19 protein-coding genes are annotated in these 21,134 nt (G+C 69.0%); 7 read left to right on the top strand and 12 right to left on the bottom strand.

Annotation, left to right across the window (positions count from 1 at the left end; translation table 11 throughout):
* Nucleotides 1-96 precede the first annotated feature (96 nt).
* A complete protein-coding gene (locus J0J01_RS08425) occupies nucleotides 97-1,440 on the bottom strand; it encodes an LLM class flavin-dependent oxidoreductase (RefSeq protein ID WP_296379819.1) in 1,344 nt (447 codons plus the stop codon).
* Nucleotides 1,441-1,667: 227 nt separating this feature from the next.
* On the opposite strand from J0J01_RS08425, the gene J0J01_RS08430 reads away from it, so the two are divergent.
* The gene (locus tag J0J01_RS08430; RefSeq protein WP_296379820.1) at nucleotides 1,668-1,898 is read left to right on the top strand and encodes a hypothetical protein; all 231 of its coding nucleotides are present in this window, start codon (nucleotides 1,668-1,670) and stop codon (nucleotides 1,896-1,898) included.
* 11 nt (nucleotides 1,899-1,909) lie between these two features.
* Here the strand turns inward: J0J01_RS08430 and J0J01_RS08435 are convergent, their stop codons facing one another.
* The 3 genes from J0J01_RS08435 to J0J01_RS08445 form a co-directional block, all read right to left on the bottom strand.
* Nucleotides 1,910-2,746 (bottom strand): urea carboxylase-associated family protein, encoded by an 837-nt coding sequence (locus J0J01_RS08435; protein WP_296379821.1) that lies wholly within the window; start codon nucleotides 2,744-2,746, stop codon nucleotides 1,910-1,912.
* A gap of 117 nt (nucleotides 2,747-2,863) precedes the next feature.
* Nucleotides 2,864-4,276 (bottom strand): amidase, encoded by a 1,413-nt coding sequence (locus J0J01_RS08440; RefSeq protein WP_296379822.1) that lies wholly within the window; start codon nucleotides 4,274-4,276, stop codon nucleotides 2,864-2,866.
* Nucleotides 4,273-4,455: a hypothetical protein gene (locus J0J01_RS08445; protein WP_296379823.1), complete on the bottom strand. Its 183-nt coding sequence runs from the start codon at nucleotides 4,453-4,455 to the stop codon at nucleotides 4,273-4,275. The genes J0J01_RS08440 and J0J01_RS08445 overlap by 4 nt, the downstream gene beginning before the upstream one ends.
* 8 nt (nucleotides 4,456-4,463) lie before the next feature.
* On the opposite strand from J0J01_RS08445, the gene J0J01_RS08450 reads away from it, so the two are divergent.
* Nucleotides 4,464-4,733 carry a hypothetical protein gene (locus tag J0J01_RS08450; protein ID WP_296379824.1) on the top strand — a complete coding sequence of 90 codons (270 nt, stop codon included), beginning with the start codon at nucleotides 4,464-4,466 and terminating at the stop codon, nucleotides 4,731-4,733.
* Nucleotides 4,734-5,022: 289 nt separating this feature from the next.
* Here J0J01_RS08450 and J0J01_RS08455 read toward each other — a convergent pair whose 3' ends face one another.
* Nucleotides 5,023-5,889, bottom strand: coding sequence for a sulfite exporter TauE/SafE family protein (locus tag J0J01_RS08455; RefSeq protein WP_296379825.1), 867 nt, complete (start codon nucleotides 5,887-5,889; stop codon nucleotides 5,023-5,025).
* 110 nt (nucleotides 5,890-5,999) lie between these two features.
* On the opposite strand from J0J01_RS08455, the gene J0J01_RS08460 reads away from it, so the two are divergent.
* From J0J01_RS08460 to J0J01_RS08470, 3 genes are all read left to right on the top strand, one after another.
* Nucleotides 6,000-8,153 (top strand): cation:proton antiporter, encoded by a 2,154-nt coding sequence (locus J0J01_RS08460; RefSeq protein ID WP_296379826.1) that lies wholly within the window; start codon nucleotides 6,000-6,002, stop codon nucleotides 8,151-8,153.
* 143 nt (nucleotides 8,154-8,296) lie between these two features.
* Nucleotides 8,297-9,184, top strand: a complete 888-nt coding sequence (locus J0J01_RS08465; RefSeq protein WP_296379827.1) for a DUF5996 family protein — start codon at nucleotides 8,297-8,299, stop codon at nucleotides 9,182-9,184.
* Nucleotides 9,185-9,225: 41 nt separating this feature from the next.
* Nucleotides 9,226-10,071 carry a TauD/TfdA family dioxygenase gene (locus J0J01_RS08470; RefSeq protein WP_296379828.1) on the top strand — a complete coding sequence of 282 codons (846 nt, stop codon included), beginning with the start codon at nucleotides 9,226-9,228 and terminating at the stop codon, nucleotides 10,069-10,071.
* Here the strand turns inward: J0J01_RS08470 and J0J01_RS08475 are convergent, their stop codons facing one another.
* On the bottom strand, nucleotides 10,072-10,911 hold the full coding sequence (locus J0J01_RS08475) for a 6-bladed beta-propeller (protein WP_296379829.1): 840 nt from the start codon (nucleotides 10,909-10,911) through the stop codon (nucleotides 10,072-10,074).
* Entirely contained in the window at nucleotides 10,908-11,807 is a 900-nt protein-coding gene (locus tag J0J01_RS08480; RefSeq protein ID WP_296379830.1) for a LysR family transcriptional regulator, read from the bottom strand. Before J0J01_RS08480 ends, J0J01_RS08475 begins: the two co-directional genes overlap by 4 nt.
* 97 nt (nucleotides 11,808-11,904) lie before the next feature.
* Between J0J01_RS08480 and J0J01_RS08485 the strand changes: the two genes are divergently transcribed.
* On the top strand, nucleotides 11,905-12,786 hold the full coding sequence (locus tag J0J01_RS08485; RefSeq protein WP_296379831.1) for an aldo/keto reductase family oxidoreductase: 882 nt from the start codon (nucleotides 11,905-11,907) through the stop codon (nucleotides 12,784-12,786).
* A 10-nt stretch (nucleotides 12,787-12,796) separates the two neighbouring features.
* Nucleotides 12,797-13,447, top strand: coding sequence for a glutathione S-transferase family protein (locus J0J01_RS08490; RefSeq protein WP_296379832.1), 651 nt, complete (start codon nucleotides 12,797-12,799; stop codon nucleotides 13,445-13,447).
* Here J0J01_RS08490 and J0J01_RS08495 read toward each other — a convergent pair.
* From J0J01_RS08495 to J0J01_RS08515, 5 genes are read right to left on the bottom strand one after another with little or no spacing between them, the layout of a single operon-like run.
* Nucleotides 13,428-13,991 carry a disulfide bond formation protein B gene (locus tag J0J01_RS08495; protein WP_296379833.1) on the bottom strand — a complete coding sequence of 188 codons (564 nt, stop codon included), beginning with the start codon at nucleotides 13,989-13,991 and terminating at the stop codon, nucleotides 13,428-13,430. The genes J0J01_RS08490 and J0J01_RS08495 overlap by 20 nt on opposite strands.
* Before the next feature lie 2 nt (nucleotides 13,992-13,993).
* On the bottom strand, nucleotides 13,994-14,149 hold the full coding sequence (locus J0J01_RS08500; protein WP_296379834.1) for a DUF5993 family protein: 156 nt from the start codon (nucleotides 14,147-14,149) through the stop codon (nucleotides 13,994-13,996).
* A 24-nt stretch (nucleotides 14,150-14,173) separates the two neighbouring features.
* Nucleotides 14,174-18,364 carry a translocation/assembly module TamB domain-containing protein gene (locus tag J0J01_RS08505; RefSeq protein ID WP_296379835.1) on the bottom strand — a complete coding sequence of 1,397 codons (4,191 nt, stop codon included), beginning with the start codon at nucleotides 18,362-18,364 and terminating at the stop codon, nucleotides 14,174-14,176.
* A 20-nt stretch (nucleotides 18,365-18,384) separates the two neighbouring features.
* Nucleotides 18,385-20,247, bottom strand: a complete 1,863-nt coding sequence (locus J0J01_RS08510; RefSeq protein ID WP_296379836.1) for an autotransporter assembly complex family protein — start codon at nucleotides 20,245-20,247, stop codon at nucleotides 18,385-18,387.
* A 44-nt stretch (nucleotides 20,248-20,291) separates the two neighbouring features.
* On the bottom strand, nucleotides 20,292-21,134 hold the full coding sequence (locus tag J0J01_RS08515) for an ABC transporter permease (RefSeq protein ID WP_296379837.1): 843 nt from the start codon (nucleotides 21,132-21,134) through the stop codon (nucleotides 20,292-20,294).

Raw genomic sequence — 21,134 nt, forward strand, 5'->3', positions numbered from 1 at the left:
CGGAGGGGTCATGAGCCACAACATGACTGCGGCCCATGACCCCTCCGTCGGCGCAGACGCCGACACCTCCCCCGATGACGGGAGAGGGTTTGCCTCCTATTCCGCGGCCTTCGCCGTCGCGGAAAAGAATCGATTGTCGGGCCGCGGCAGGCCGAGATTCTCGCGCAGCGTCCTGCCCTCGTACTCGGTGCGGAACAGGCCGCGCCGCTGCAGCTCGGGCACGACCTTGTCGACGAAGTCGTCGAGCCCGCCCGGCAGGTAGGGAAACATCACGTTGAAGCCGTCGGACGCACCGGTTTCGAGCCACTCCTGCATCTGGTCGGCGATCATCGCCGGCGTGCCGAGCATGCCGAGCCCGCCGTAGCCGCCGAGGCGTCCGGCGATCTGCCGAACCGTCAGCCCCTCGCGCCTGGCCAGCGCCATGACCCGCTCGCGCCCGCTCTTGCTCTGGTTGGTCTCGGGCAGCTCGGGCAACGGGCCGTCGGGATCGAACTTGCGCGCATCGACGCCGGCCGCGATCGAGAGGGCGGCGATGCCGCTGTCGTAGCTCACCAGGCTGTCGAGCCGGGCGCGCTTCTCCTTCGCCTCGTCGAGCGACTCGCCGATCACCACGAAGGCGCCGGGCAGGATCTTGATGTGGTCGGGGTTGCGGCCGGCCCGGGCGGCGCGCTCCTTCACGTCCTTGTAGAACTCGCGCGCGCCGGCGATCGGCCCGCCGGCGGCGAACACCATCTCGGCGGTCTCCGCCGCGAGCTGGCGGCCCGCGTCCGACGCGCCGGCCTGCACGATCACCGGCCAGCCCTGGACGGGCCGCGCAATGTTGAGCGGGCCCTTCACCTTCAGGTACTTGCCGTTGTGGTTCAGCACATGGAGCTTGGCGGGATCGAAATAGACGCCGGAGTCGACGTCGCGGACGAAGGCGTCGTCGGCCCACGAATCCCACAGGCCGGTGACGACGTCGTAATACTCGCGCGCCCGCGCATAGCGCTCGTCGTGCGCCATCTGGTCGTCCATGCCGAAGTTCTGCGCGGCGTCGGGATTGGACGTCGTCACGATGTTCCAGCCGGCACGGCCGTTCGAGAGATGGTCGAGCGAGGCGAAGCGGCGGGCGATGGTGTAGGCCGGCTCGAAGGTGGTCGAGGCGGTGGCGATCAGGCCGAGATGCTCGGTGTGCTGCGCCAGCGCCGGCAGCAAGGTCAGCGGATCGAACGAGGTGACGGTGGCCGAGCGCTTCAGCGCCTCCATCGGCATGTTCAGCACCGCCAGGTGATCGGCCATGAAGAAGGCGTCGAACTTGCCGCGCTCCAGCGTCTGGGCGTACTGCACCAGCGCCTTGAAGTTGAAGTTGGCATCCGGCGTGCCGCCGGGATAGCGCCAGGCCGCGGTATGGATGCTGACCGGCCGCATGAAGGCGCCGAGGCGGAGTTGCTTCTTGCTCATGATGCCTATCTTGCCTCTGCCCCGGTGCCCGGCAAGGTGGCTCGGGCGAGAAGAGTTCATTCGTCCGATAAGGCTCCTCGGGTCATCCCGAGTGCAGCGAGCGCTCCTTGTCGCCCGTCAACATCGACCTTGCACACGGCGCAGCGGTTGACCAAGCTTCCCCGCCTTCAACCCCGAGTGTCGCAATGAAGTCTCTTGTGGCTGCTTTCAAGGCTCTGAAGAGCGTAATGACCGGCCAAGTCGTCGGTCAGATGGATTCGCTCGCCAACAACGGCGTGACGGTAATGTCCGTGCGACTTAAGAAGGACAGGAACACCTACTACGTGGTTCTCGCGCAGCTCAGCTCGGGAAATTCGCAATACGTCTCGTTTACCACTGAGGAATTTGGACAGTTCGTGGATTCAGTGAACGTCGTCCGCGAGTCGCTTAATCAGCATATTGCCGAAGCAAGTTCGTAGGGCTCACCGCTCTACCAGTTAGGTTTCTCCAGCCTCATGCCATGCGCGCCCTTGTAGGTCGGCGATTCGGGTGATTTCCAGCCCTCGAGCAGCACCGGATCGAGGGCCCAGACCTCGACGCCGAGCGGCCGGCAGACGTCGATCGGGTCGCGCGCGTCGGGCCCCCACAGCGGCACCGACAGGTCGCCGCCGGGGCAGGTCGACAGCGCGCAGAGAAGATCGATCTCGGCAAAGAACTCGATGTGGTCGCCTTTGCTCGCCGGGCTGGCGCGCATGAAATACTTGTCGGCGCGGTTGAGGCCGGTGCACTGGAAGATGTTCAGCACGTCGTGCACGTCGAATTCGGTCAGGCCGTACGGCGCCACCGCGCGCACCAGGTTGGAATGGCAGTGGAAGTCGAAATCCTCGCCAGTCAGCATGCGATTGACGTAGGGGTCGCAGCGCGTGCCCAGCAGGTCGTGGATGCGGCCGCCAAACTCGTCGATGCCGTAGTCCTTGAGGCTGTCCGAGGTGATGGTCGCGATCGGCCGCAGGAAAGGGAGCGTCGACCACAGCCGGTCGAACACCGAGACGTGCGCCGCCTGGAGCTGGCGGGTGCGCGAGGCCCATAGCCGCTCGCGCGGATTGTGCCGGTTCCAGAGGTTGAGATCGCCGACCTGCGGCCCCTCGGGCGTGACGATGCGGAAGACATGGCCGGCCGGCACCGTCCACGCCCGGCCGCTGCGGATCGGGAGGATGAAGGACTCGACCAGCGTGCGCCCGCCGCTCTCCGCAACGCGCCGGTAGAACGCCTTGTCGACGGTCAGTGCGGGTGTGGTCGATTGATAGGCGGGTGGGTGGTCTTTCATGGGCCTGTCATCCTGCGCGACACGAGCGTCATCCCGAGCGTAGCGAGGGATCTATGCTCACGGCCTATAGATCCCTCGCTGCGCTCGGGATGACACGAACGCGCAGGCGCGCTCGTGTCAAATCGGCGGGTGCTTCTTGTCCATGCCGGACGCCTGCTCCCAGGCGCGGGCGACGCGGTACAGCATCGCCTCGTCGAAGAAGCGGCCGACGAACTGCACCGACAGCGGCATCCCGCCGGACGACAGGCCCGCCATCATCGCGATCGCCGGATGGCCGGTGACGTTGAACGGCGTGCGCGCCTGGCGCGGATAGGTGCGCTCGACCTCGGCCGGCTGGTCGATGCGGCAGGCCGGGTCCATCGAGCTCGCGCACAAGAGCACGTCGACCTCGGCGAGCGCTGCGTTGACCGCGGCGATCATCTCGAGCCGCCGCTTGTTGGCCAATACGTAGTCGCCGGCGCCGAAGAAGGCGCCCGGCATCAGCCGCCGCCGCGCCAGCTTGCCATAGTCGCCCGGCCGCTTCTGCAGCCAGTCGCGATGGATCGACCACGCCTCGCTCTGCAGGATCACGCGATTGACCGCGCCGAACTCGACCAGCGACGGCAGCCGGATGTCGCGCACGTCGGCGCCCAGCATCTGCAGCGTGCGCATGACGTGCTCCAGCCCGGCCGTCACCTCCGGCTCGGCCGGCATGTCGACCTCGTGGAAATGGCGCACGAAGCCGATGCGCAGGCCCCTGGCGCCGCGATCGAGCGCGGCGCGGTAGCGGCCGTGCGGCGCCACCGTGCTGCCGGGATCGAGCGGATCGTGGCCGGCGATCGCCTCCAGCATCAGCGCATTGTCCTCGACCGTGCGGGTCATCGGCCCGACGTGATCGAGGGTAAAGGAGAGCGGGAACACGCCGCGCCGCGAGACCAGGCCGTAGGTCGCCTTCAGGCCGACGATGCCGCAGCAGCTCGCCGGATTGCGCACGCTGCCGCCGGTGTCGGTGCCGAGTGCCATCGGGAACAGGCCGGCCGCGACACCCGAGCCCGAGCCGGACGACGAGCCGCCGGGATGATGGCCGGGGTTCCACGGATTGCGCGCCGGCGGCCACGGCAGGTCGAAGCTCGGCCCGCCGATCGCGAACTCGTGCGTCGACAGCTTGCCGACCACGATCGCGCCGGCCGCACGCAGCTTGCCGACGCAGACCGCGTCCGCCGTCGCCAGGCTGTCCTGCAGGATCTTCGAATGGCAGGTCGTCGGCAGGCCCGCGACATCGATGATGTCCTTGATGCCGACCGGCACGCCGTGCAGCGGTCCGCGCAGGCGGCCGTTCGCGGCCTCGGCCTCCGCGGCGTGCGCGGCCTCGAGCGCGCTCTCGGCATCGAGCCGGATGAAGGCGTTGAGCGTCGGATCGAGTTTTTCGATGCGCGCGAGATGCGCCTTCATCAGCTCGACCGGCGACAGCTGCTTGTGGGCGATGGCGTGCGCGGCCGCCGTCGCCGTCATGTAGTGCAGGCCCCGGTCTGCCTCGGCGCCGACGTTCATAGCCCGTCTCCCGGCTTCATCGCGGGCCATGGCTCGGCGCGCGGGTCCTCCGGCGCCTTGATCCTCGCCACCACCGTCGCCGCCTGGTCGGCGGCCGCGGCGACGTCGTCGGGAAATTCCGCCAGCGCCTTGTCGAGGCCGGCCCGGCGGGCCAATGCGTGCATCAGTTCCTTGTCCATCGCCATCCTTGCACCTTTTCGCCGTTGCCGAAGGTCAGCATGAATCGCGCCACACCGTCCACGGCCTCGAGCCGGATGATTCGAGTTCGACTGAGAGCTGCTCCCTGTTGATGTCTGCTCGCCCGAAAATTTCTTTTTCGGTTGGCGTAAAATTTTCCGTGGCCGAGCCCGCGATTTGCGGGGAAAAACGCGCCCCGCGCATCGACGGCCCCGATTTCGCGCTCGCGGGCGACGTCATTATGGGCAATGGAACAGCCGATTCGCCTGCGTTTGCCTAACGATGCGCGGGTTCCATGCCCATAATAGGTGTTGCAGGCGCCCTGGTGCACAGTGGCGCGCATGATGATGCGCCATGTTACGACCACTCCCGAAGCGGCCGCCCGCTGCCTGCGCGCGGCCTTGCCGGGCCTCTGGATAGAGTGTTTTTCAGGGGGGTGGGGGTGTCGGTGGATTCGTGGACTCCAGGCCGAAAATGCTGATGCCATCGGCATCGAACCGGTCCACACAAGAGTGGACTCTTGTGGACTCTTGGCGTCCGGGCGGGCAGGCCGGCCCGCCGGACGGAGCTCAGCCCGTTACGCGCCGCCGCGCGGCCTGTCTCGCGGTGAAGAAGAGATAGAGCAGCCAGACGTCGATCGCGATGGTCGCCGCCATGAAACCGTAGGCTTCCGGGCTCGGCACCAGGCCGAGCTCGATCAGCACCCGCGACAGGCCGAAGCCGACGACCCAGGCATCGAAGCTCATGCAGATCCGCCGGAAGGTCTCGGCGTCGAGGCGCCGGATGGCGAAGGCGCCGAGCGGGATGCCGATCAGCGTGGCGCCGACCAGCACCGGCAACAGCGCCTGGCTTTCGCCGATGAACAGGCCGAGGTGCCAGTAGACGACCGCCGTCACGCTCGATTCGACGACGCGGACCAGCGCCAGGCCGCCGCGGAACTCGTCCTTCACCAGGCCCTGGTTGTTGAACAGGATGGCGAGCGGCGGGCCCGAGATGGTGGTGAGCGAATACAGCACGCCGAGCGCGCCGCCGAACGGCAGGCCGACCGCCCAGGTCGACCGGATCGGTCGCCGCAAGCCGGCGGCCTGCATCAGGATCAGCGGCAGGATGACGGCGTAGGTCACGAGCTTGACCCATCCGGGTTGCAGCGATGCCAGCAGCAGCGCGCCCAGCCCGATGCCGGGCAGCAAGCCGACCAGGATCGGCAACACCCGCTTCCAGACCGCCGGCACGCCCTTGCGGTTGATCACCAGGACATAGAGGTTGATCAGCACCTCGACCGCGACGACCGCGGGGTTGAGGACGCGATTGGAATAGAAGACCAGCGCCAGCGGCACGGTCAGCGAGGAGAATCCGTAGCCCAGCGCGCCGTTCACGAAGGCCGCGAACAGGGCGATGCCCGCGACGACGACCAGCGCGGTGTCCAGCGGAGGCATATTACGAAACTCCTCGCATCCCTTTCGCCCCTTGGCCGTTATGGAAGGTCAGCACGAATCGCGCCGAACCGTCCATGACGTTCGGCCGATCCAAACCTTGGGGAGTTGACGTGGCTGCCGACCATACGCTGGCGATCTTCGCCGCGCAGTTGATCCTGCTCCTTCTGGTCGGCCGCCTGCTCGGCGAGGGCATGAACCGGATCGGCCAGCCCGCCCTGTTCGGCCAGTTGCTGGCCGGCGTGCTGCTGGGGCCGTCGGTGTTCGGCCTGCTGTTGCCGGAATGGCGTGCCGTGGTCTTCCCCGACGACAAGACGCTCAAGACCATGATCGATGCGGTATCGCAGATCGGCATCCTGCTGCTGCTGCTGCTGACCGGCATGGAGACCAACCTCGCGCTGGTCAATCGCCGGCGGCGGGCGGTGATCTCGTCCTCGCTGTCGGGCATCGCCGTGCCGTTCGCCTGCGGCGTGGCGCTGGCCTATGCGCTGCCCGGCGACGTCGTGCCAATGCACGACAATCCGCTGGTGACGGCGCTGTTCCTCGGCACGGCGCTCGCCATCTCCTCGGTCAAGATCGTGGCGATGACCCTGATGGATATCGGCGTGATCCGCCGCGACATCGGCCAGCTGATCCTCGCCACCGCGATCCTCGACGACACCGTGGCGTGGATCATCATCGCCGTGATCTCGGGCATCGCCATCCACGGCACCGTCGACCTCCAGGGTATCGGCGCGAGCCTGGCCGGCACGTTCCTGTTCCTCGCCTTCTGCCTCACCCTCGGCCGCCGGCTGGTGGCGCGGCTGATCGTCTGGGTGAACGACCACATGACCATCGAGGTGCCGGTGATCACCGCCATCCTGGTGGTGATGCTGACGCTCGCGCTCACCACCGAGCTGATCGGCGTGCACACCGCGCTCGGCGCCTTCGTCGCCGGCATCCTGGTCGGCCAGTCGCCGATCCTGACCGAGCACATCGAGAACGAGCTGCGCGGCTTCATCTTCGCCTTCTTCGCGCCGGTGTTCTTCGCCGTCGCCGGCCTCGGCATGGACCTGCGCACCCTGATGGACCCGACGCTGCTGCTGTTCACGGTCGCGGTGATCCTGGTGGCGAGCCTCGGCAAGTTCGGCGGCGCGCTGATCGGCGGCCGGCTGGGCGGCCTCAGCACGATGGAATCGCTGGCGCTGGCGACCGGCCTCAACGCCCGCGGCTCGACCGAGGTGATCATCGCCAGCATCGGCCTCGCCATGGGCGCCTTGAGCAAGGAACTCTACACCATGATCGTGGCCATGGCGGTGGTCACCACCATGATCATGCCGCCGATGCTGCGCTGGGTGATGGCGCGCGTGCCCTTGGGCGAGGAGGAGGCCAGGCGCCTCGACACGGAGGAGGCCGAGCTGGCGCAGAGCCTGCCCAAGATGGAGCGCGCGCTGGTCTATGTCGACGACAGCCCCAACGGCCGGCTGGCCGCGCGATTGGCCGGCCTGTTCGCCGCCCGCCAGCAGGTGCTGACGACGGTGCTGGACGCCAACGGCAAGGACGGCAAGAAGGGCGCGGACGACAAGGAGAAGGCCGAAGAAGGCGGCGGCAACAGCGAGCATCTCGCCGAAGCCGCGCGCGCCGGCGCCGGCGCCGAGCCGTCGAAGTCCGCCGAGGCCCTCGTGACGACGCGGTCCGGCGCGCACGACGATGCCCTGCAGCGCGAGATCGGCCGTGGCTACGACATCGTGTTCGTCGGGCTCGAGCGGCCGCTCGACCCGGTGTCGCGCGCCTTCGAGCAGCGGCTGCAGGACCTGGTCAACCGGTTCGAGGGGCCGGTGGCGATCGCGCTCAACGGCGCCGGCGCGGCCGGGCCGGCCGACGTGCCGCTCGACATCCTGCTGCCGACCAGCGGCACCGCCGATTCGCGCCTCGCCGCCGAGATCGCGCTGGCGCTGGCCCATGCCAGCACCGGCACCGTGTCGGCGCTGCACGTCTTCGAGCCGCAGGCGGACACCGCGATGCTGCGCGGCCGCGCGCGGCGGCCCGGCATCTCGCTGCTGGTCGACGCGCATCGGCTGGGCAAGCGCAGCGGCGTGCCGGTCAAGGGTCTGACCGCCACCAACCCCAAGCCCGAGATCGAGATCCGCCGGGCGCTGCGCGGCGGCCGCTTCGACCTCGCAGTGTTCGGCACCTCGCTGCGCCAGGGCGAGACCAAGTTCCTCGGGCCGCGCACCGCCGCGCTGCTGAGCGGCATGCGCACGCCGGCGCTGGTGATCGCGCGCTGACGGCGCACCGGTCCGGCGGGCGTGATACGCTTCGCTCCCGGCCACAGGGGAGAGCGTAACGCCATGTCCAGCAGGTTCACGCGGGACGAGCCGCAGCTCGGCGAGGGCTTCCGCATGCTCAACGCCTCGGCCGGCGCCAGCCGATGAGCGACGCCTGGCCCGCCCTGCCCTACGACGCCTGGCGCGCGACCTGCACCACGCTGCATATGTGGACGCAGATCGTCGGCAAGGTGCGGCTCGCGCTGGCGCCGCACGTCAATCACTGGTGGCAGGTACCGCTCTATGTCGGCGCCCGCGGCCTGACGACGACGGCGATCCCGTACGGCGACAGCAGTTTCGAGATGGAGTTCGACTTCATCGACCACGTGCTGGCGATCCGCACCTGCGACGGCGAGAGCAGGATCGTGAAGCTCGAGCCCAAGTCGGTGGCCGCCTTCCATGCCGAGGTCATGGCGGCGCTGGAATCGCTCGGCCTCGCGGTCCGGATCTGGACCGTGCCGCAGGAGGTCGACGATCCGATCCCGTTCGACAAGGACACCGTGCACGCCGCCTACGAGCGCGAGCCGGTCGAGCGCTTCTGGCGCGTGACGCGCTCGGTCGATGCGGTGCTGAAGCAGTTCCGCGGCGGCTTCGTCGGCAAGGTGAGCCCGGTGCATTTCTTCTGGGGCAGCTTCGATCTCTGCGTCACCCGCTTCTCCGGCCGCCGCGCACCGCCGATGCCCAAGGCCGACAAGGTCACGCAGGAAGCCTACTCCCACGAGGTCATCAGCGTCGGCTGGTGGCCGGGCGATCCGACCACGTCCAACCCCGCCTTCTACGCCTACGCCTCGCCCGAGCCCGCCGGCTTCGGCGACGCCAGGGTCCTGCCGGCCGCCGCGTTCTACGACAGGGACGCCGGCCAGTTCCGCCTGAAGTACGAGGATGTGCGCACCGCCGCCTCACCGCGCCAGGCGCTGCTCGACTTCTGCCAGAGCACCTACGAGGCGGCGGCGACCCGCGCCAACTGGACCCGCGCCGAGCTCGAGCGCTAGCATCGGCCCCTAACAAGAATGACGAAAAAGAAGGGGACGTCATGAGGAACAGTCGGATCGAGGTGCGGCCCATCTCCGGCGCCGGCGGCGCGGAGATCTTCGGCGTCGATGTCGCAATCGACCTCGATGACGGCACGGTCGGCGAGATCCGCGACGCGCTGAACGAGCACTGCGTCGTGTTCTTCCGCGACCAGGAGATCGACGTGGCGCAGCACAAGGCCTTCGCGCGCCGCTTCGGCCCGATCTTCGTTCATCCCAACTTCGCCACCATCAACGAGGACCCGGAAGTGGTGATGGTCCGCCGCGAGCCGGGCGACACGTCCTATGTCGGCGAGCTCTGGCACACCGACACCACCATGGTCGCCGAGCCGCCGATGGGCGCGATCCTCTACGGCATCGACGTGCCGGCGTACGGCGGCGACACCATGTTCGCCAACCAGTACCTGGCCTACGACGCGCTGTCGCCGACCATGAAGAAGCTGCTGGACGGCCTGCGTGCGGTGCACAGCGACATCGGCACGGCGGGGCCGCATCTCGGCAAGAACCAGGGGCGCTCGACCAAGTATCGCGACGACGAGGGCTGGCGCGAGACGCGCAACCTCCATCCGATCGTGCGCAGCCATCCCGAGACCGGGCGCAAGTGCCTGTTCGTCAACGCCTCCTACACCGTCGGCATCGAGGGCATGACCGCGGCCGAGGGCAAGGCGCTGCTCGACTTCCTCCTGGAGCACGGCAACCGGCCGGAATTCACCTTCCGCTTCCGCTGGCAGAAGGGCTCGATCGCCTTCTGGGACAATCGCAGCACCAAGCACATCGCGCTGGGCGACACCGGGCCGTTCCGCCGCCTGATGCGCCGGGTCCAGATCGGCGGCGGCGTCCCGGTCTGATCAGCCCAGCCGCTCGAGCCTGGTCACTTCCTGCGGCGGCAGCTCTGACAGATAGAGGTTGCCGTCGGCGTCGCCCGACAGGCCGTGCGCGCCGTTGATCGCACCGCGGCAGCGGCCGATCAGCGTGCCGTCGAGCGTCAACAGGCTGATGCGCGGGATCTGGTCGGTCACGAAGACGAGGTCGCGGTCGTCGATCCAGATCTGCATCGGGTGATAGAAGTCGCCCCATTCGGCGAGGAAGTTGCCCTCGCGGTCGAAGATCTGCACCCGGTTGTTCTCGCGGTCGGCGACGAGCACGCGGTCGAGCTTGTCGACGGCGATGGCGTGCGGCGTGGTGAAGGCGCCCGGCCCACTGCCGCGGCCGCCCCAGGTCCGGATCAGGCTGCCGTCCGAGGCGAAACGGTGGACGCTGGAATTGCCGTAGCCGTCCGCGACGAAGATCTCGCCGTCCGTCGTCTCGGCCGCCGCGGTCGGATGGTTGAACGGTGCATCGAGCGAGGGCCAGTGACGCCGGCCCAGCGCCTTCACGACCTGGCCGTCCCTGTCGAAGCGCAGCACCTGATGGGCGTCGCGGTCGGCCACCAGCATGCCGCCGTCCGGCGTCGCGTTGATGTAGTGCGGCTCGGCCAGAGAGCCCTCCCCCCAGCTGCCGATCTCGCGGCCGTCGCGGTCGAACACCACGACCGGCTGGTCGGTGCCGCGCTGCGCCACGTGCACGCGGCCCTCGCCGTCGACCATCAGGTCCGACAGGAAGCCGAAGCCCTTCTTCGGCCGCGCCCATTTGCGCTGGATGGCGTAGCGGCGGTCGCCGAGGATGACGGTGTAGCGTTCGTCGCTCATGGGTGCGCCTTGACGAAGTCGATGAAGGCCCGCAGCGGCGCCGGTACGAGGCGCCGGCCGGGATAATACAGGAAGGGGCCCGAGAAGCTCTGCCACCACGGATCGAGGATCGGCTCGAGCGCCCCGCTCCGCAGGAGGGGGCGCAGCCAGTCCTCGAACAGATGGACGACGCCGGTGCCGGCAATTGCCGCCTCGACCGCGAGATCGGCCGCGCCGCCGATGCCGACCAGCAGCGGGCCGGTCGGATCGACCCGCACGACCTCGCCGTCGCGCTCGAACTCCCACGGCGGCATCGCGCCGCTGGCGAAGCGGCCGCGCATACAGGCATGCTGGAGCAGCTCGCGCGGACGCTGCGGCCGGCCGCGCCGGTCGAGGTAGGCGGGCGCGGCCGCCGTCGCGAAGCGCTGGGTGCGCGGACCGATCGGCACGGCGATCATGTCCTGCTCCAGCCGCTCGTCGTAACGGATGCCGGCATCGCAGCCGGCGGCCAGCACGTCGACGAAGCTTTCGTCCGCCATCACTTCCAGCCGGATCTCGGGATAGGCAGCGAGAAACCTGGGAACGATCGTCGGCAGGACCAGCCGCGCGGCGCTCATCGGGACGTTGAGCCGGAGCGTGCCGGCCGGCCGGTCGCGATAGCCGTTCACGACGTCGAGCGCCGCCCGCACCTCGCCCATCGCCGGGCCCAGCCGTTCGAGCAGGCGGGCGCCGGCTACTGTCGGCACGACACTGCGCGTGGTGCGATGGAGCAGCCGGACTCCCAACTGGGTCTCCAGCCGCCGGACCGCCTCGCTCAGCCCCGAGGCGCTGATCCCGCTGGCCCGTGCCCCGTCGCGGAAGCCACCGGCCTGCGCCACCGCCAGAAAGCCATTCAGATCGCCAAGGTCGGCCGTCATTGTTCGACTCCCCGCACAACCTGTTCTGATCCTGCCGGATTATCGCACGACGGTCGAAGGCCTAGATGGGAAGCGTTCTCAGGAAAAGGAGAGCGTCATGTCCAGCATCGACAAATCCAGCACCTTCAAACTCGGCAGCCGCACCGTGAAGCGCCTCGGCTACGGCGCCATGCAGCTTGCCGGGCCCGGCGTCTTCGGCCCGCCCAAGGATCCCGACGCCGCCCGCGCGGTGCTGCGCGCCGCCGTCGCGGCCGGCGTCAACCACATCGACACCAGCGACTATTACGGCCCGCACGTCACCAACCGGCTCATCCGCGAGGCGCTGCATCCCTATCCCGACGACCTGGTCATCGTGACCAAGGTCGGTGCCCGTCGCGGCGACGATGGCGCGTGGCTGCCCGCCTTCACGCCCGCGGAGCTGGTCCAGCAGGTCCACGACAACCTGCGCAACCTCGGCCGCGACGCGATCGACGTCGTCAACCTGCGCAGCATGTTCGGCCATATGGAGCCGGGCGAAGGCTCGCTCGAGCCGCAGGTGACTGCGCTTGCCGAGCTGCAGCACCAGGGCCTGGTGCGCCATATCGGCGTCAGCAGTGTCACCCGCACGCAGCTCGCCGAGGCTCGGCGCCTCTGCCCGATCGTCTGCGTGCAGAACCATTACAACGTGGCGCATCGCAACGGCGACGCGCTGATCGACGGGCTGGCGCGCGACGGCATCGCCTATGTGCCGTTCTTCCCGCTCGGCGGCTTCACGCCCTTGCAGTCATCGACCCTGTCCGACGTCGCGCAGCGGCTGGGCGTCACGCCGATGCAGACGGCGCTCGCGTGGCTGCTGCGCCGGTCACCGAACGTGCTGCTGATCCCCGGCACTTCATCCGTTGCGCATCTGCGGGAGAACCTCGCCGTTGCCGACCTTCACCTACCGCAGGACGCAATGGCCGCGCTGGACGGCATCGCGGCACCCGCTGGCGCGCGATAAGCTCGCCGTCATGACCGATCCCGATCGCCTCGTGCTGCACGGCAGCTTTACCTCAAGCTCCAGCTACAAGCCGATGCTGTTCCTGGTGCTGAGCGGGCTGCCCTTCTCCTTCCGCACCGTCAATCTCAAGAACGGCGTGCAGAAGCAGCCGGCGCACCTGGCGATCAACCGCTACGGCCAGGTGCCGGTGCTGCAGCATCGCGGCCTGACCCTGGTGATGTCGAACGTGATCCTCGACCATCTCGCGCGGACGACCGGCAAGTTCGAGGCCGACACTGAGCAGGACCGCATCCATTGCCGCGAATGGCTGAGCTGGGAGAACGACGCCATCACCAACGTCGCGCGAGTCCGCCACTTCGCCCGCTTCCGGCCCGACGTGCCGCAGCAGATCGTCGACTATTTCCGGCCGGGCGCCGAGGCGGCGCTCGACTTCATCGACAAGGCGCTGGAGGGTCGGCAGTGGCTGGTCGGCGACCGGTGCACGATCGCCGATCTCGGTTGCTTCGGCCGCATGGTGTTCATGGCCGAGGGCGGCATGAACCTCGACAAGCGGCCGCACGCGGCGGCGTGGCGCGAGCGCATCATGGCCATGCCGGGCTTCGCCTTGCCCTACGACCTGATCCCGAAGAAGGACACCGAGTTCACGGCGCGAGGCGCGTGAGCAGCCAGTAGCCGGTCGGATTGTCCGGGCACTCGATCGGCCCGCACAGCGCGAAGCTCGCGGCGGCATTGGCGAGCGTCACCAGGATCAGCAGCCACGCCGCGAGCCGCGCCGCGCCGCCCATCGGCAGCGCATGCCGGCCCTCGCGCCGATTCTCCGGCTCGCGGCCGGACAGCAGCAGCAGGATGGCGACGCCGACGATGGTCGCGAGGAAGAACACGAACGTCCAGGTGTAGAGGTGCAGGCCGAGGAACGGCGGCCCGTAGCCCGGGTCATCCGGCACGATGTGCAACAGCACCTGCCGCCCCGCCACCGCCAGGCCGAACAGCGCCGACAGCAGGATGACGCCGTAATGCGCCGGCTGCGAGCCGTAGCGCAGGTTGAGCAGGAAACCGAAGCCGCACAGCACGAAGGCGACGCGCTGCAGCAGGCAGAGCGGGCACGGCAGCTCGTGCTGGGCGAACTGCAGCACGAAGGCGGCCAGCAGCACGCCCGCGATCGCCATCGCGCCCACCCAGTTGCCGAAGCGGACCAGGACCGGCATGGCTAGAACGACAGCTTCAGCGGGTCGGTCATGTGATGCACCAGCCACGCCACCGACAGGATGAAGGAGAGGCCGAACAGCCCGCCGGCAATGCCGCGCCGCCCGCCGAGCGCGGCCATCATGGCGATGGCGACCAGGAGGAAGATCAGGGCAGTCACGGTGTTAGCGTACCGCCATCGCGCTCAATAGTCCCATTCCATCTTCACGCCGACGCGGCCGTTGGAATCGGCGCCGATGTCGCCCTCGATCTTGGTGTTCTTCAAGACCTCCCATTCGACCACGCCACGGCTGGAATCGGCCGAGGCGCCCTGGCGCGCGCCGACATAGACGCCAGGTGCCACGTAACGGCCGCCCTCGACCGAGGTGGTGGTGCCTTGGTTGCTACCGGAACCGCTGCCGCCCGAGTTGACCGAGAGCGTGTCGAGGCCCAGCCCACCGCGCAGCCTGGCCATGAAGCCGCCGCCCACCGGCTGCTTGCCGGTCAGCTCGGCCAGCGCCTGGGCGGCGCTCAGCAGCTCCATCGGGCTGAGGCTGGAGGACGGCTTGCCGAACAGCAGCAACGCCATCGCCTCGTCCTGCGGCAGCTGCGGCGAGGAGGTGATCTCGATCTTGGGCGCGCGCGAGGAGCCGGTGATGTCGACCTCGATGGTCGTACCCTGCACGTTGGTGGTGGCGGCGAAGTCGAGCAAGGGATCGATGGTCGTGGCGGTCATCAGCGAGACGTTGCCGCGCTTGAAGGCCAGGCGATGGCCCAGCAGGTTGAAGTCGCCGCGCCGCAGCGTGAGGCCGCCCTGCACCGCCGGCGCACCGGGATCGCCAGTGACGCTGAACTGGCCGCCGAGCTCGGCATCGAGGCCGCGGCCGCGCACGAACACCGCCTGCGGCGCCTTCACGTCCAGCGCCAGGCGCACGCCGTTGTTGGCCGGCTGCCGGCTGACCGGCGTCGGCGGCGCCTTGGCCGGCGCGTTGGCGGGATCCGGCGCGCCGGTGCGGTTGATCTCCGTCACCGGAATGGTCGGAAAGCTGGCGGCCTGCGAGGCGGCGATCGACAGCTCGGCGCGATCGATGGTGACCGGGCCCGCGACGTCGAAGCCGGTGAGGCTCGAGCCGGTGATCTTGATGTCGCTCGACACCGTGGCGACGAGGTCGGGCCGGCTGACCAGCAGCGCCTGGCGGCTCGCCACGGCCAGTTCGACCGGGAGACCTTGCGCCGGATCGAGCCGCACGTTGCCGGTGACATTGATCTCGCCGCTGCGCGCGGTCTGGAAGCGCAGGCGCTGGATCTGCAGGGTCTCACCCTGCAGCGCGATCAGCCCGTCGCCGCCGGTGAGCTTCATCCCGGCATCCGGCATCGACATGGTCGCGTTGTTGAGCGCGATCGTGCCCGAGCCGGTGATGGTGTTGCCGATAGTGAGGTTGAGGTCGGGGCGCAGGGTGCCGGTGACGTTGCGCACGCTGAGGCCGAGCGCCGGCGAGAACGGCGCGAGATCGATCGCCCCGTTGATCGAGACCTGGAACTGCGGCGGCGCCTTGCCTTGCGGGACCGCGCCGTTGCCCTTGATGGTGACGTTGGTGTTGCCGCCGGCCGACAGCCGGGCATCGAGCGAGGCGCGCTGGTCGGCCATCGCGGCCGTCCCCTGCAACGCCAATGCCGGCAGCAGCGCCGTCTCCGGCCGCTTCACGCGAATGCCGGTCGCCGAATAGCTCGCCTGCAGGCGCGGATTGGCCAGCGCGCCGCTGACCTGCGCCTTGCCCGAGAGCATGCCCTCCACGCCGCTGCCCGGTGCGAAGTTGTCGACCAGGCCGAGCGGCAGGCCGGCGATGTCGACCGTGAGGTTGCTGGCCGCCGGATCGACCACGCCGGCCACGCGCACCGTGCCGCCGCCCAGCCGCAGCGCCGTCGGGTCGATGGTGACGCGCGAGCCCGCGATGACGGCCTTGGTCTGACCGGCGAGGCCGATGGGAATGCCCCGGTAGCGGCCGTCGAAGCGCTGCAGGGCGACCCTGATCTCGTCGGGCGACGGCTCGATGCGGGCGGCGACAGAGGCGTTGGTGGCGGCGCCATTCACCGTCGCGGTGGCGTCGAACGCCTTCCTGTCGCCCTTCACCGTCAGCGTCGCGCGGTTGAGGTCGGCGATGCCGCCCAGGCCGTCGGCCTTGAGCGAGGCATCCGCCACGGCCAAGCCCATCGGATCGGTGACCGTGGCGTCGAGCTGCAGGGTGCGCACGCCGGTCGTGCCGCTGCCCAGCCGGTCGCCGCGCAAGGTGACCGTGACCTTGCCGGCGTCGTTCGGCTCGGTCGCGATGTCGAGATCGATCGCGCCGGCGAGCGGCGTGCCGAGCAGCGGCGCGAGATCCTCGAGCCTGGCGAACTTCAGCTGCCCGCGGCCGGTCGCGCCCTTGGGCGTCACCGCGAGCTCGGTGACGTCGATCACCGCGCTCGCCCAATGGCCCTGGAAGGTCGGCACGGCGATGCCGCCGTCGGCGTTGCGCGCGAAGCGGCCGTCGAGCGTCAGCGGCTGGTTGGCGAGATCGCCCTCGGCCTTGATCCGGCCGCGCACCGCCTCGCCTTCCAGCGCGGTGTCGAGCATCACCCTGAGCTTCTTCGACGCGATGCCGTTGCGGCTCAAGTCTGCGAGATCGACGGTGAATTGCAAGTCGCCGCCGGTCGGCGTCATCATCACCTTGCCCGTTGCATCGGCCGAACCGCCGATATCCTCCTGCAACGCGCCGAGCTTCGGTAGCTTCAGTGTCATGTCGATCGCGCCGGTGCGCTCGCGGCCAGTGCCCGACATCTCGAAGGTGAAGCCGGGGCTCGCCATCGCCACCTTGTCGAGCCGCCATGCCTGGTCCTGGCGCAGCGTCGCGCCCCCGCTCAGCTTCAGCTGCTCCTGCAGCAGGCCCGGCGGCACTCCTTCCAGGGTGAGCCGATCGAGGTTGCCCTGCCACTCGATCCGCTGGCGGGTCTTGTCATGCGCCGCGGTCAGTTCGATATGGCCGCGCCCGCCGATCGACATGTTGGCGAGCTTGGAGAAGGCCCCGAAGTCGTCGATGTCGACCGTGAACTTGCCGTCGGCCGCCTCGGTCGCCGGCAGGAAGCTGCCGCTGCCGTTCACGTTGGCCAGCGCCGTCGCGAGATCGAGACCGTCGATGGTGAGCTTGCCGTCCCGCGCGAGGCCGACCTTTGCCGATATCGTCACCGGCCCCGGGGGCAGCGCCTGCTCGGGCGGCAGCGGCAGGACGACGTCGTCCGCATTGCCCTTGAGCGTCGCGGTGACCTGCGGCTTGCCCGAGAATCCGGAGCCCGTCGCCTGCACGTCGAGCTTGAGGTTGCGCCACCGCGCCCCGGCCGCGAGATCGCTCAACGGGCCCGAATCGCCGCTACTGAGCGTGGCGGTCGCGTCGAGCTTGTCGGCCTTGGTGTCGAAGCGGCCGGTGGCATCGAGCGCGGCTGGCCCGACCTTGAGCGCGCTCTGCTTGACCACCAGCAGGCCTGCATCGTCGAACGACAGATCGGCCGTCAGGGTCGCGGGCGCGCGCAGCAGGCGCGCGATCGGGCTGTCGGGCAGGCCGGGGCCGACGACGCTCAAGTTCGCCGAGATCACGGTGGCATTGCCCTCGCGTTGCCAGCGGATGCCGCCATTGGATGTGACGGCGTCGCCGGCGCCCGAGACCAGATCGGCCGTGCCCTGGTTGCGGTCGCCCTTGGCGATCAGCTTCAGCGACATCTGCTCGAGGTCGGGCCGGCCGATCAGCGCTGCGACCACGCCGCCCTTGGTCGATTCCTCGGCGGTGATCGTGCCATCGACCGAGAAGCGGTCGAGGCTGAAGCCGAGATCGACCGCGAGCTTCGCCGTCGGACCATCGGTGCGGTTCATCTCGAGCTTGAAGTGGCTCGCGCCGCCATCCGCGGTCAGCAGGCCCGAGCCGGCGAGCTTCCAGTGCGAATCGACGCCGCCCAGTGCCGCGCCGACACGCAGGTCGTCGACCGAGAGCGCGCCGAGATCGACGCCGACCGGGATGCCGAACTTGGACGACGAGGCGGATGTCGTCGGCGTTTCCTCACGGGGCAGCGGTGGCCTCACCGCGTCGATCTTCGCCGCCTTCACCTCCTCGACCCGCACCCGGCCGCTCAGCAGCGACCAGAACGACCAACGCACCTGCGTATCGTCGAGCGAGAGCCAGACGCCGTCCTTGTCGCGCAATTCGATGCGTTCGACGCGCACGTCGGTCGGGATGAAGCCGCCGATTCCCTTCACCGAGAGGTCGCTCGACGACACCAGGCTCGCGAGCGTGCGCAGGCCAGGCGGCGTCTGAAGCACGAAGAACGCCGCCACCAGCAGGACGACCAGGCCGCCCAGGGTCCACGCCATGAAACGAAGGAAGCGGCGCATCAGAAGGCCTGCCCAATGCTGACATAGACGCCGAACGGGGCATCGCCGTCGCGCTTGTTCAGCGGGACGCCGACATCGAGCCGCGCCGGGCCGAAGCTGGTGTAGTAACGCACGCCCGCGCCGGCGCCGAGCCGCGGCGCGAACTGCGAGAAGTTGGGCATCGTGTCGGTATAAGAGCTGCCGGCATCGACGAACAGCACGGCGCCCCACGACTCGCCGATGCGCTGGCGGAACTCGATGCTGCCCTCGACCAGGCTGGCGCCGCCCAGCGGGTTGTTGAAGGCGTCGCGCGGGCCCGCGCTCTGGTAGGCGAAGCCCCGCACGGAGCCGCCGCCGCCGGCATAGAACAGCTTGTCGAACGGGATGCTGGCGTTGGTGCCGCCGGGAATCGTGCCGAAGGCGGCGCGGCCGGCGAGCACCGAGCGGCCGTCACCGCTTATATTGACGTAAGCCGTGCCGACCAGCTTCAGGATGCCGAAAATGTCGCCGCTGTGAGTCATGTCGGCATAGGGCGCGGCGTTCAAGGTGAGGCGGAAGCCTTCGGTCGGGTCGACATCGCTGTTGGCCCGGTTGTAGATCACCTGCGCCGGCAGGCCTATCAGGCTGTAGTAACCCCAGATGCCGTAGCGCTGGATCTGCGAGACCTCGCCGCTCAGCCCGGCCCTGAACCGCCATTGCGGATTGAGGATCTGGTCGATGCCGACCAGCAGCGTCACCGCCTTGCGGTGATAGGCGTCGAAGATCTCGTTGACCGCGGCGGCGTTGGCCACCGCGTCCTGCTGCTTCGTCAGCCAGTCGGGCTTGCGGAAGTCGATCTTGATGCCGTAGCCGAGCTCCGCCGGGATGGCGCCCTGGCCGATATGGTTGACCTCGGCCGACAGCTTCAGGCTCTCGGCCTCGCCGAACAGGTTGCGATGCATCCAGTAGCCGTTGACGCCAAAGCCGCGCTGGGTCTCGTAGCTGGCGCCGAAGCCGATGGTGCGCGGCACGCGATCGGTGAGCTCGACGTCGAACGGCAGCTCGCCACGCCCGTCCAGCGCCGCGCCGGGCTTGATGCGCACCGAGTTGAACGTGCCGAGCGAGGTCAGCCGGTCGCGCAGGGCGTTGACCTTGGCCGGCGAATAGGGATCGCCCTGCTCGAACGGCACGCGCTTCTGCAGGTAGGTCGTGTCGACCTTCTCGGTGCCCGAGAAGCGGACGCGGCCCATGCGCGTCGGCGGGCCGGAGTCGAGGGTGAAGGTGACGTGCGCCTCGCGCGTGGCGTGGTCGATCAGCACCTCGCGATGGGTGACGGCGGCGAGCGCGTAGCCACGGCCGCGGATCTGGCCGAGGATCTGGTCCTCGGTGGCGAGGATCAGCGCGGCGTCGGCCGGCTTGCCGGGCCCGATCGAGAGCTTGCTGCGGTCGAGGCCGGGGTAGCCGACGATGTCGGGTGGGCCCTGGAGCGCGAGATCGACCACGCGGTAGACCGGGCCGGTCGCGACGTCGATGGTGAAGGCGACCTTGTCGGACTCGGGCTTCTGCTCGATGGCGTCCAGGGCGGCGGGTTCGTCGACCGGCTGACCGACGACGGTGGCCGTCACCCGGGCGTCGTAATAGCCCTTCGAGCGCAGCGCGGTGGCGACGCGGGCGCGGCGGGTCTGGGCGCCCTGCAGCAGCGCCAGGCTGTCGCCGGTGAGCGGCTGGTCCTTGTCGAGCTCCTTGGTGAGTTTGCGCAGCTCCTCCGCCATGCCCTCGTCCCCGACGATGTTCAGGGTCACCTCTCCGGTGCGCGCGAAGGCGATCGCCGTCGTCAGCATGATCGCCGCCAGGGCGGCCAGCAGATGGCGGAGCCATCGTTGGTGGGGTCTCGGGCTGGCCATGAGCAGCAGTAGCAGATTAACGCCGGAATGCGCGTTAAGATGCGCTAACCGACACGCATCAGGCGCAATCTCGGGTCGAGCAAATCGCGCAACCCGTCGCCCAGCATGTTGAGCCCGAGAACAGCCAGCGCCACGGCAAGACCCGGCCACAAGGCAAGCTCCGGCGCCTGGAAGATGTACGTCTGCGCATCCCGCAACATACGGCCCCAGGACGGCACCGGCGGCTGGGCGCCGAGCCCCAGGTAAGATAGGCCAGCTTCGGCCAGGATCGCCACCGCGAACTGGATGGTCGCCTGGACGATCAGCACGCTCATGATGTTGGGCAGGACGTGCCGCAGCGTGATGCCGATCGGCCCGCGGCCCATCGCCGTCGCAGCCCGCACGAAGTCGCGGCTCCACATCGCCAGCGACGCGCCTCGGGTGACGCGGGCGAACACCGGGATGTTGAAGATGGCAATCGCCAGGATGGCGTTGCGCGCGCTCGCCCCCAGCACCGAGGTGATCAGGATCGCGATCAGCACCGCCGGAAAGGCGAAGATCAGGTCCGAGGTGCGCGACAGGGCCTCGTCGACCCAGCCGCCGCGCGCTGCCGCCCAGGCGCCGAGCGTCACGCCGACGGTCATGCCCAGCACGACGGCGATCAGGCCGACGGTGATCGAGGTCTGGGCGCCGACCATGATGCGCGACAGCACATCGCGGCCGAGATGGTCGGTGCCGAGCCAGTGCTCGGGCGACGACGGCCGGAGCTTGAAGCGCATCGCGAGCTCGTCGACCGGGTACGGCGTCCAGAAGACCGAAACCAGCGCGGTGCCAACGAACAGCAGCAGCAGCACGGCGCCGATCTGGAAGCCGACATGGCGGCGGGCGCGGGCCAGGAAGGCGCTCAT

It is taken from the genome of Reyranella sp., assembly GCF_017305915.1.
Classification (GTDB): Bacteria; Pseudomonadota; Alphaproteobacteria; order Reyranellales; family Reyranellaceae; genus Reyranella.